Origin of the sequence: Streptomyces sp. NPDC005195 (genome assembly GCF_040608315.1) — a bacterium.
Classification (GTDB): Bacteria; Actinomycetota; Actinomycetes; order Streptomycetales; family Streptomycetaceae; genus Streptomyces; species Streptomyces kaempferi.
Genome location: NZ_JBEXHZ010000092.1, coordinates 1 through 10,195 on the forward strand (window position 1 = coordinate 1; position 10,195 = coordinate 10,195).

The 10,195-nt window shown below is 68.0% G+C and carries 12 protein-coding genes and 2 pseudogenes; 7 read left to right on the forward strand and 7 right to left on the reverse strand.

Going from position 1 to position 10,195, the window contains the following annotated elements:
• Positions 1-120 precede the first annotated feature (120 nt).
• Positions 121-843, reverse strand: coding sequence for an IS6 family transposase (locus ABZV34_RS35010; protein WP_356285926.1), 723 nt, complete (start codon positions 841-843; stop codon positions 121-123).
• Between the two features lie 116 nt (positions 844-959).
• Complete coding sequence (locus ABZV34_RS35015; protein ID WP_356285929.1) at positions 960-2,462, reverse strand: aldehyde dehydrogenase family protein; 1,503 nt, start codon at positions 2,460-2,462, stop codon at positions 960-962.
• Between the two features lie 152 nt (positions 2,463-2,614).
• Here ABZV34_RS35015 and ABZV34_RS35020 point away from each other — a divergent pair, with 152 nt between their 5' ends.
• Positions 2,615-3,244, forward strand: a complete 630-nt coding sequence (locus ABZV34_RS35020; RefSeq protein ID WP_356285932.1) for a TetR/AcrR family transcriptional regulator — start codon at positions 2,615-2,617, stop codon at positions 3,242-3,244.
• Between the two features lie 505 nt (positions 3,245-3,749).
• On the opposite strand, the gene ABZV34_RS35025 is transcribed toward ABZV34_RS35020, so the two are convergent.
• Both ABZV34_RS35025 and ABZV34_RS35030 read right to left on the reverse strand, forming a co-directional pair.
• On the reverse strand, positions 3,750-4,238 hold the full coding sequence (locus ABZV34_RS35025) for a lamin tail domain-containing protein (protein ID WP_356285956.1): 489 nt from the start codon (positions 4,236-4,238) through the stop codon (positions 3,750-3,752).
• Positions 4,239-4,823: 585 nt separating this feature from the next.
• A pseudogene (locus ABZV34_RS35030) lies at positions 4,824-5,387 on the reverse strand (hypothetical protein); the annotation flags it as partial.
• On the opposite strand from ABZV34_RS35030, the gene ABZV34_RS35035 reads away from it, so the two are divergent.
• Positions 5,356-5,685, forward strand: a complete 330-nt coding sequence (locus ABZV34_RS35035; RefSeq protein WP_356285935.1) for a 2'-5' RNA ligase family protein — start codon at positions 5,356-5,358, stop codon at positions 5,683-5,685. The pseudogene ABZV34_RS35030 and the gene ABZV34_RS35035 sit on opposite strands and share 32 nt — an antisense overlap.
• Positions 5,686-5,711: 26 nt before the next feature.
• Positions 5,712-5,837 carry a hypothetical protein gene (locus ABZV34_RS35040; protein ID WP_356285938.1) on the forward strand — a complete coding sequence of 42 codons (126 nt, stop codon included), beginning with the start codon at positions 5,712-5,714 and terminating at the stop codon, positions 5,835-5,837.
• On the opposite strand, the gene ABZV34_RS35045 is transcribed toward ABZV34_RS35040, so the two are convergent.
• From ABZV34_RS35045 to ABZV34_RS35055, 3 genes are read right to left on the reverse strand one after another with little or no spacing between them, the layout of a single operon-like run.
• A complete protein-coding gene (locus ABZV34_RS35045) occupies positions 5,824-5,997 on the reverse strand; it encodes a hypothetical protein (RefSeq protein ID WP_356285959.1) in 174 nt (57 codons plus the stop codon). The two genes, ABZV34_RS35040 and ABZV34_RS35045, sit on opposite strands and share 14 nt — an antisense overlap.
• A gap of 50 nt (positions 5,998-6,047) precedes the next feature.
• On the reverse strand, positions 6,048-6,575 hold the full coding sequence (locus ABZV34_RS35050; protein ID WP_356285941.1) for a GNAT family N-acetyltransferase: 528 nt from the start codon (positions 6,573-6,575) through the stop codon (positions 6,048-6,050).
• Positions 6,572-7,444: an XRE family transcriptional regulator gene (locus tag ABZV34_RS35055; RefSeq protein WP_356285944.1), complete on the reverse strand. Its 873-nt coding sequence runs from the start codon at positions 7,442-7,444 to the stop codon at positions 6,572-6,574. Before ABZV34_RS35055 ends, ABZV34_RS35050 begins: the two co-directional genes overlap by 4 nt.
• A 584-nt stretch (positions 7,445-8,028) precedes the next feature.
• Between ABZV34_RS35055 and ABZV34_RS35060 the strand changes: the two genes are divergently transcribed.
• The 4 genes and pseudogenes from ABZV34_RS35060 to ABZV34_RS35075 all read left to right on the forward strand — a co-directional run.
• On the forward strand, positions 8,029-8,571 hold the full coding sequence (locus ABZV34_RS35060; protein WP_356285947.1) for a hypothetical protein: 543 nt from the start codon (positions 8,029-8,031) through the stop codon (positions 8,569-8,571).
• A gap of 53 nt (positions 8,572-8,624) precedes the next feature.
• Positions 8,625-9,260 (forward strand): hypothetical protein, encoded by a 636-nt coding sequence (locus ABZV34_RS35065; protein ID WP_356285950.1) that lies wholly within the window; start codon positions 8,625-8,627, stop codon positions 9,258-9,260.
• On the forward strand, positions 9,257-9,685 hold the full coding sequence (locus ABZV34_RS35070; RefSeq protein WP_356285953.1) for a hypothetical protein: 429 nt from the start codon (positions 9,257-9,259) through the stop codon (positions 9,683-9,685). The genes ABZV34_RS35065 and ABZV34_RS35070 overlap by 4 nt, the downstream gene beginning before the upstream one ends.
• Positions 9,686-9,942: 257 nt before the next feature.
• A pseudogene (locus ABZV34_RS35075) lies at positions 9,943-10,195 on the forward strand (methyltransferase, FxLD system); the annotation flags it as partial.

Here is a 10,195-nt window from a genome sequence, read left to right on the forward strand (position 1 = left end):
GCGATCTACCCCTGGATCCGCAGCGGCGAGATGGCCGCCCGCCAGGCCCGCCACCGCCGCTGGTGCATCGCCTGGGACAACAACATCGAGGCGTAGTGCAGCCAGGTTCCGACCCGCTGCTCAGGCCGTGGTGGTCTGGCCGGCGGCGCCGGTGATGTGCTCCCAGATCGTGAAGCGGACGGTCATTTCGGCTCGATAATCGGGGGCGGTCATCAGGTGGCGGCGGGGCCGGAAGTGGGGTGAGATGCCGCTGAATGCGGACAGGAACCGCTGGGCCCCGCCGGTACTGCGGAAGCCCTTCATCGCGCGTTCACGCTGTCGCGTGGACTGATGACTGTTCTCGGCCCGGTTGTTCAGTCCCTTGTGGGAGCGGTGCTCCACCGAGGGCATGACCTCGCGGTGGGCCGCGCCGTAGGAGCGCAGCTTGTCGGTGACGACCACCCGGGGCACCGTGCCGGTCTTCTTCATCAGCCTGCGGAAGAAGCACCTGGCCGCGGCCTTGTCCCGCCGGTTCTGGACGAGGATGTCCAGGACGTTGCCGTCGGCGTCCACGGCCCGCCACAGGTACTTCCGCTCGCCGTTGATCTTGAGGAAGACCTCGTCCAGGTGCCACTTGTCCCCAGACCGGGACTGCCTGCGGCGTAGTGCGTTGGCGTAGGCCTGACCGAACTTGGCGCACCACCGCCGGACCGTCTCGTAAGAGACAATCACACCGCGCTCGAGCATCAGCTCCTCGACCTCGCGGTACGACAGCGGGAAGCGGTGGTACAGCCACACACAGTGGGCAATGACCTCGACCGGGTACCGGTGCCCCTTGTACGACGGCGGCGGCGCGCTGCCCACGGACGGCCCCTCCCAGCATGACCAACCAGAAGATCATCCCACCTGGTCAGTCAACGTGACAGTGCCCAGTGTCGCGCTCAAGGATGGCCAGGCCGCTCAGGCGTGAGGTGGCGTGGTCACAGCGCGATGCGGACGGTCTTGACCTGAGTGTAGGTGTCGAGTCCTTCCAGACCGCCTTCGCGGCCCAGGCCGGACTGCTTGTAACCGCCGAAGGGGAGGTTGCCGGTGCTCATCTCGGCCCAGGTGTTGATCCAGACGGTGCCGGCCTCGATGGCTGCGGCCATGCGGTGTGCGGTCGTGAGGTTGGTGGTCCACACGGAGGCGGCCAGTCCGTAGTCGGTGTCGTTGGCCTGGGCGATGGCGTCGTCGACGTCGGTGAAGGTAGTGATCACGCCGACGGGGCCGAAGATCTCCTCGCGGACGACGCGCATGTCGGGGCGGACGTCATCGAGGAGAGTGGGGGCGAAGAAGTATCCGTGGTCACCGAAGCGCCCGCCGCCGGTCACCACGTTCGCGCCCTCCTCGCGGGCGATGTCGAGGTAGGAGCTGACCCGGTCGAACTGCGCCTTGGTGGAGAGCGGTCCCACCAGCGTGCCCTGGGTCAGCGGGTCGCCCGGGGTGAATGCCTCCATCGTCTTCAGCAACTTCTCGACGAACTCCTCGCGGATGCTCTCCTCGACGAACACCCGTGATCCGGCGACGCAGACCTGTCCCGCGTTACCCAGGAAGCCAGCCGCCACGCCGCGGACCGCGACGTCAAGGTCGGCGTCGGCGAAGACGACCGACGGCGACTTGCCGCCCAGTTCGAGCGTTATGCGCTTCAGCGTGTCGGTGGCCTGGCTCTGGACCAGCTTGCCGGTCGCGGTCGACCCGGTGAAGGCGATCTTCGCGACACCGGGGTGCGCGACCAGCGCCTGGCCCGCCTCGGCGCCCAGGCCGGTGACGACGTTCACGACACCAGCCGGCAGGTCGGTGCCGGCCAGCAGTTCGGCCAAGCGCAGCGTGCTCAGCGAGGCGGTCTCGGCCGGCTTGAGCACGACGGTGTTACCGGCGGCCAGGGCCGGGGCGAGCTTGCCGGGCAATTGACCCATCGGACCGTTCCAGCCCCAGATGACGCCGACGACACCGAGGGGCTCCTTGCGGGTGTAGGCCATGCGGCCCTTGCCTGCAGGAACACTCACGCCGGACAGCCTGGTAGGCCAGCCCGCGTAGTAGCGGAAGACCTCACTCGCCTCGGCCAGCATGTGTGCGGTCAGCATGCGGGGTGCGCCCATGTTGACCGAGTCGATGGTGGCCAGTTCGTCGGCGTGCTCCTCGATGACGTCGGCGATCTGGTTCAGGATCCGACCGCGCCGGTCGGGGCTCATTTCCGCCCAGGCGGGATCGGTGAACGCCGCGCGCGCGGCGTGGACCGCGGCGTCGACGTCGGCTGCCTCGCCGCGCGGCACACTGGCCAGCGCTTCCTCGGTGGCCGGGTCGGTGTTGGGCAGTGTTCGTCCGGAGACTGCGGCGACCTGTCGGCCTCCGATCCACATCATCCGCTCCCCGGCCCGTACGAACGCGGGGATGTCACGGCGGGCGATGTCGGCGACGGGCGGGACGCTCACCGTTGCAGTCATGGTTGTTTCTCTCCTGGTGTCCTGAGCAGATCCGCCCTAAACGGATTGCCTGTCCATTTAACGTAACGGACAGGCTGTCCGTTTACAAGAGGAACTGAGAAGGCTATCCGGTACGCTGAGGTTCTGGACGCCAAAGGAAGGAAGCATCCGCCGTGAGCGCTGAGTCCGCACCTGCCCGACGTGCCGACGCCGAGCGCAACCGGTCGAAGATCATCGCGGTCGCCCGCGAGGCCTTCGCCGAACCCGGTGCCGCACCGTCGATGGCCGAGATCGCCCGACGTGCCGGCGTCGGCATGGCCACGCTCTACCGCAACTTCCCCGGCAGACTCGAACTGGTTGAGGAACTCTTCCGTCACACCGTCGACGACATGTGCCAAGCCGCCGAATCCGTCAGTGGCGACACCCCTGGCGAGGCCTTCTTCGCCTGGCTCATGCGCTTCCACGCCATCGGCACCCGCAAAGGACCCCTCGCCTCCGTCCTCCTCTCCGAATCCGCCAATGGCACCCCCATCCTCCGCGCCAGCCGCTCCCGCACAATCGCGGCCGGCGAACCCCTTTTCCGCGCCGCGCAACGCAGTGGAGAAGTACGCGACGACGTCTCTCTAGGACAGATCCTCGACGGCCTCGTCGCGCTCGCCGGCATCGATAACGGCCCGGACTTCCCCGGCGCCCTGATCCGCATCCTGCTCGACGGTCTGCATCCGAATCCGCACACCACGGGCGGATCGCCGACTACCAGTGAAGGCATGGACATCGCCACGAGCACGAGAAGGAGCGAGTGATTGGCGTCCGTCTCCCCGTAAGACCCCGCGCCTACCTGCGCCGCCGCAGGATCCGCTGCACCGTTCCGGAAAAGGCCGACCAACCGTTGCCGTCGGAAGCCTGGGCGTCGAGGCATGAGCCTGGGATCCCTGACAGCCCGCACCCGCGACCAGCGCTTTCACAACGGGTGGAGGGGCATGCCCGACTGCGCTTCTACACCTGGAGAGTGCTTCCTTCCTGGCAGCGGACAGGACCCAGACAAGCCCTCATCGTTGCAGGTCAGAGCCGCTCTTCACTCGCTCGATCAAGTCCCGGAGAGGCTGGCTCGTGAAAGCCCGAGGCTAAGCGCCGACCCCGCTGAACAGACGTCTGGCCCGCCACCACAGCAGAAGCGTGGTCACGGGTCAGACAGAGGAAGCTGATGCGCGGCGGCGCCCCGGTGGTACAGACGAAGAAGCGCACCGCCGGCCGGCGGGGTGCCGGCGGCCAGACCGGGGACCCCGGCCGCCGGCACCCCGCTCACGGTCAGCCGCGGCGGTCGCCACCGTTGCGGTAGTCGCCACCGCGGTGGTCACGGCCGCGGTAACCCCAGGACGCCTCGTCGACGAAGCGGCCGTGGTCGTTGCGCAGGGTCGCGGTGTCCCGGTCGTTGTTCCACACGTAGTTGCGGCGGTCCTGGAAGGCGTCGGCGAAGCGGTCTCGTCCCTCACCGGTGTGGACCCGGACCGTGGAGCGGCCGTCCAGGCGGAAGTGGCGGAAGGTGTAGGTGTGGCCGGCCTCGTCCGAGAGGGTCCAGCCGTCCAGGTTCACCGCCCGGCGCGTGGTGTTGGTGACGTCCACCCACTCCTTGTTGAGCGACCAGTTGGAGCGGTCGTCCCGGCCCGGGGAGTCGTACTGCACGTCGCTGATCACCACTGCCCGGTCGTGCGGGCGGGCGGCGGGTTGCCCGGCGGCCACGGCAGGCAGGGCGAGCGCGCCCACAGCAGCGGCGGCCACGGCAGCGGCGGCGGTCATGCGGCGGGCGGTTACAGAAACGGACACGAGGTCCCCCTTCGGAGCTGACACCCCGAGCCTGTGACGTGAAGTCACAGGCTGGCGAAGTGTGTTGTGCGAATCGGCGGCCGGGGCGGCCGCACCCACACCCTGCCCGCCTCCGAACACGATCCGCAGCCGGCGCCACAGCTGGTCGAGCACATAGGCGCCGCCGAACGGCACCGAGGAGACGAACTCCAGGTCCGACGCCGCGGTTGCGGCCAGCGCGTCGCCCGGCTCCAGCAGCTTCGATAGAGACATGACCAGACGCCTGACCGCCTCGCGGTCCAGGTCGTCTTCGCGGCCGAAGGTGAACAGCACCTTCGGCACCGCCCGCCCCTTCACCGGATCCCACTCGTTGTGGGCCAGATGCAGGTACCGGACCGTGCCGGACTTGTTCTCCCGCTTCGTCGTCCTCACATACATGGATCCAGACGATAGGCCGAAGTAGCAGGCCAACACAGGTGAATCAGGAAAGTCGTGTCTCTAGGCCATTCCAGCCGTTTGCGCCGTCCGTACCCCGATGACCTGCACCTTCAGCCCGCAAGAGCCTCCAGGACCCTCGAATTACGTCGAACCCAGGCATGTGGTCGCCTTCCAAACGTCGCGGGTGTGCTCGGTCCAGCTCTGCGCGGCGGAGCTGTGCGGCGCCCGCGCGCGTAGCGCAGCGCCGAACTCTTGCAGCATGCGGGACATGCGGGCGTGCTGGGTAGCGACGTCGGCAGGTACTTTCCGGGCTGTGTCCGCGGCCGCCTCGAAGTCGCCTTGCGCGAGTTGGGCGTGCGCGAGACGCGTGGTGGTAATGGCGTGGGACCGGCGCATGTGGGGCCGTAGGGCGGCCAGGCAGCGGTGGGCGTGGAACTCGGCGGTCGGGTAATCCCCGAGCGCGAGGAAGGCAGAGAGCGCGAGGGAGTCCAATTCCGCCTGGTCGTAGAAGGCGAGCAGCCACACTGGCCGGTAGCCGTCTGGGTCCATGCGCTGCAAGGCGTCTGGCGCCTGGTCGAGCGCGCGACGGGTGCCCGTCCGGTCATGCGCAGCTCCGTGGATGGCCGCCTGCCGGGCCAGACCGAGAGAGGCGAACATGGGGTCCCGGCGCGTGATGTGCAGATTGCGTGCGCCGTCGTTGGCCGCGTGGCGTGACCGCCTGGACCCGTCAGCCCGTGCGGGTGTTCCAGCTCATGTCACCGTCCTCTTCCCGTTCCTCGACGAGAGCCGCATCGACAACGACGCCTGTGCTCTTACCGGAGAAGTGATCGGGCGTCACCGGTCCTTCGAGACGCGGTTCGAGCGCTGCGGCCGATTCCCGGGGATCTTGTATCTCGTCCTCGAACCGGACCTCCCGTTCCGCCGACTCACCGAGACGATCGCCGACAGGTGGCCGGAGGCCCGCCGTTCGGCAGGCAGTTCGACGAGGTCGTCCCGCATCTGACCATCGCTCAGGGACAAGACGATGCTGTGCCTGACGAGGCCGAGGCCGACCTACGCAGCCGACTTCCCATCACTGCCCGCGTGTCGTCGGTCGATCTGCTGGTCTACGACGGAACAAGGTGGCAGCAGCGAGCATCGTTCACGCTCCGGTGATCGGGCAGCCGCCGCCCTGCCGGGCCTTGGTGTGGGCAAGGCGGTAGGAGTCGCTGCCACCCGCTTGCAACGCCGGTACCCGGGACCCGCCCGATGCCGTGCCCCTGTACGACAGCCCGCCCGTGCGGCCGTCCTCGCGGCGCACGTCAATACGCCGCAAGACGCGGACTAACCTTCACCCCTTCGCCAACCGCCGCGGGGCGCACCGGTTCAGGGGTGCAGGTTCTTGACCATGACGGCATACACCGGGGAGTCTGCGAACGGCTGCTGCTCGCCCGCCTTCGCGTAGCCCCACGTCTCGTACAGGTCTTGGACCTTCGGGTGCGTGACATCGACAAGGAGAATCGCGAGATCCTCTTTCCGCTCGGCCAGCAAAGCCAGGTGCAGCTGATCGGCGATGCCCTGCTTCCGCCAGTTCGGGCGCACCATGACCTCGGACACTGCGTAGGTGGCGGTGTAGCCGCTGTTCGGCTCGTAGGGGGTGGAGCGCCACCATTCGCGGCCCGCTTGAAGCGGGGCGCCGTAGGCGAATCCGGTCGGTTCGTCACCCTCGAACGCGACGACGCAGGTGAAGCCCTGCATCCCCGACCAGTGGTCGACGAACCAAGGAAACTTCCGGTTGAACTCCAGGTCCATGGCGTCGGCGTAGGCGTCGGCGTGCACGTCAATGAGCATCTGCTTGAAACCCTCCGGGAGGGCCCCAGCGCTGTAGTGCCGCAGGTCAATCACCCTGGTCACGCTCGACTCCATTCTTCTCGCATGCGGTCTGCCCAGTCGCGGGCGTACGTCGTTGACGGTGCCAGTCGGAACAGATCCCGGTGAAAGTCTCCAATGAGTGACCTCATCCGTCCAGGCAGAGGAGCGCTGGCCATGATGGTGAAGACGGTGGTTGCAGTCGCCGTGGCCTGCTCAGGCTCTCCCTGCCGGAGCTGCGCAAGCGCGAGCTGACACGTAGCCAGGGCGCGATTCCGCTGGAACTCCGCTGGGATCGCGGCAAGGGCTCGGTGCGCCATCGCTTCGGCGTTGGCGGACTCGCCGTCGTGGTTGAGGATGATGGCCGCGAGGTGATTGAGCTCCGCGGGCCCGTAGAACGCCGTCCACCGAGGGCGGTCGTCCTCTGTGGCCTTCCCGAGAGCATCCTGGGCCGTGTCTAGCGCCCTCAGGGCGGCCCGTGAGTCTCCCAGCGAGGAGTGCGCAAGGGCGAGGCGCATGCGCCCCATAGAGCCGAAGAACGGGTCCCTGCGAGCGGCAGTCGTCACGTTGGCCGCCTGCGCCGCGGCGAGTTGCTCCGTCCAGTTCTGCCGCTGATAGGCCAGCATCGCCAGGTTGATCCACACGCGCATTCCTGTGGGCGGGTCCTGGGACAGCCCTGCGAAGGTCGCCGATTCGTGGAGGTAGCGCTGCGCAGCGTCCAGGTCGCGGACGTCGATGCACGACCATGCCGCGATCGTGGTGAACTCGGCCGCGAGCGCGTACAGGGCCCGGCGGACGCGTTCGCTGGCGTTGCGCTCCTGGAGTTCCAGCACGTGCGCCCGGCCTTGGAGAGCTGTGACCGCCAAGGACCGGTGCCCGCCGAGGCGGTCGTCGGCTTCGACGAGTGCGTTCATGCCGGCTGCGGCGCGGGATACATCCGACATGCCAACTGACCGACGCTGTTTGACGAGAGGAACGGCGGCGGCAGCCGTTCCGGTGGTGGTGGCGATGAACTCGCGACGCCGCACGGGGTCCTCCGGGGGATGGTGCATGGAGCTGGGTGCGCTGAACCCTAAGTCCGACACGGGGCAGCCGAACACACGCTCAAGTGCTGCGCAAGTGCGGCTGATCGGTCTGCGGCTTGCCCCATTGAGCAGACTGCGGACTGTCCTCGCCGACATGTCCCCCGGTCGGCCAGTGATCTCCAGAAGCGCCTTGTTGCAGCGAGAAGCCAACTCGTCCTGTGTGAGGCCGAGTTCATCCATTCGGCTCCGGAGGATCGCATTGACTCCCATGCACCGAAGGTAGTCCCGTCGTCACTGTACCGGCCAGGCGTCAGGTAATGCACTCGCAAAGTCTTCCGGTCGGCGCGCAAGGACGGGACCGAACCGTTCCTGTCCTACCCGGCTCCAGGCTCGTTCACTGGACATCAGCCGCCGGGTCAACCAGGCGCAGCGGCGAACGGCCCGACCAAGTAGAGAACCCATGGGAGCCCCACGTGAACCCCCCAAAGCACCGCACAGGCACCCCCGCAGATGCAGCTGGCGCACCACCGGCCGCCGGCACGGTCACGCTGCTGCCGCGCGCAACGGATTCCCCCACGTTCCTGCAGTCCTGCTACCTCACCGCCAACGCGAGTGCTGGCCCGAACGCGCGGATCCGTGTCCGGACGTGGCTCACCATGGGTCGCTGGGCGGGCAATGTCGACCAGGCTTCGCGGGTCGCTGACAAGCTCGTTGACAACGCCGTCAGGCACGCGAAAGCCTTCCCCAGCGACGGCGGAGTCGTGACGCTGCGAGTGTTCGGCTTCGCCGACACCGGCGATCTCGCCATCGAGGTCGATGACGCCCTCCCGCGGTTCCCCGGGTTCCCACAGGTCGCCAACCTGAGCAGTGAGGTCCAGGGACCGCCGAAGGGACTGTGGTGGGTGGCCCACTACCGCGGACGCCTGTCCTGGGGCGTCAAGCGGGATGTCACCCGCACGGTCATCGGGAAGACCGTTCAGGCCCTTCTCCCTCAGACCTGGGACGGTGCCGCGTGAGCCTGGCGCCATTACCCCAGCGTGCGCGGAAGTTGGCGGCGGCCCCGGGCCGTGTGGGCTTCGGCAGCACCTTCATGGTCATCGAGCCCGAGGACGTCGCTCAGGTGCACGATCTCGCTGCACGGGTGCAGAACCTGATGGACTTCCAGCGCGGGACACCGCTGAAACTGCCGCTCGGCGGATCGTTCTTCGACATCGTCGTCACCGCGGCCGGCCCGGCTGCGGCCTCGGCCGTCCGGCTCCTGGACGAGATCCAGCGGATCGCCGGCGCGCGCCCCACCGTGGCGGCGTGCGGCCCGGTGATCGAGGGCCCCGAACAGGACTGGCTGATCTGGCTCGTCCCGCCAGGCACGCACGCGGTCTGGGCGCCCAACCGGTGGGGCATCTGTCTGGACGCTCCTTACAAGCTCGTCCTCGCCGCCATGGCTCGTACGGAGCCCGTTGGCCCGTACTGGCTGCGCCCGTGCCGCGGTGACCGGTTCGTCCCGCGGCTGCCCCTGCAGGACACACCGGTTCCGACCGGGCCCTATACCCGCCGAAGAACTCCTCGGCCATCTCCTGAGCACCACCTCCTGAACCCCGCGCGCGGCGGCTGCTCCGACCTGCCGCACGCGGCCCACGCCCTGCCGCCGGGAACTCAGACCTGGCACCCGGCGGCAGGGCCCCCTACCGCGAGGAGCGCGACGTGAGCACCAACAACGGACAGCCTGGCTTCTCCCCGGCTCGCGCTGACGAGCGGCTGGAGAACCTCCGCAGCGCATACGAGCACAACGTCATCGAAGCGGCACGGCGTACCGTGCGCGTCACGACGTACGTGCTCGCCTCGTCTGTCGCCGAGCGCCGGGCAGACCAAGACCTCATTCAGTCACACGTGCGTGCACGGGGCTGGAAGCTCGCATTGAGCTCCTTCTGGGATTTCGGTCAGGCCCCTCCAGTCACGGACCGGACCGGCTTCGGCGAGGCTTCGCGGTATGCAGTACAGGGCTTCGCGCACGCCATCATCGCGATCGGCCCACAAGCCATCACGACGGACGACGCAATGTACGAGGAACTGCTCCACTTCCTCGGCAGCCGCGGCGTGTTCCTGGCCTACCTGTCCGGCCCGACATCGTGAGGCCGGCTCCATACTCCCGCCCCTTACCGAGGCGGGTGATCCCGGCACTGGACCACTCCGTGTTCCCCCACGGCTCAGGAACGCAGTGCTGGGATTCGTTCCCGGTGCTAGGTCATAACCCCTGTGTGGCCTGGCACCGGATCCTCTCGTTGTCCTCGGCGAGCTGACCAGAACGGAGATCGTCCACCGATAACCTCCCGGCCCGGCCGGCGCGCTCGTGCCAGCCTCCCTCGAACACGTACGACCGAAGGAAGTTCATGACCAACCTGACCGTCGAGCCCGCCGAGGCCATCCGCCTGCGGAACAAGGTGGTGGACGAGCTGTGCGCGGACGGCACCATCTCCTCACCCGAGATCGAAGCCGCGATGCGCACGGTGCCCCGCCACGCATTCACCCCCAACACGTCGCTCGGCACGGCGTACGACACGTACGCCGCCGTGATCACCAAGACCGACGAGCACGGCGTGCAGCTCAGCTCGGTCTCCGCCCCGCAGATCCAGGCGATGATGC

Bases quoted from the DNA above. Each gene is read 5' to 3' on its own strand.
- ABZV34_RS35015 (WP_356285929.1), bottom strand. From the start codon at position 2,462: ATGACTGCAACGGTGAGCGTCCCGCCCGTCGCCGACATCGCCCGCCGT.
- ABZV34_RS35025 (WP_356285956.1), bottom strand. From the start codon at position 4,238: ATGACCGCCGCCGCTGCCGTGGCCGCCGCTGCTGTGGGCGCGCTCGCC.
- ABZV34_RS35035 (WP_356285935.1), top strand. From the start codon at position 5,356: ATGTGCAGATTGCGTGCGCCGTCGTTGGCCGCGTGGCGTGACCGCCTG.
- ABZV34_RS35055 (WP_356285944.1), bottom strand. From the start codon at position 7,444: ATGAACGCACTCGTCGAAGCCGACGACCGCCTCGGCGGGCACCGGTCC.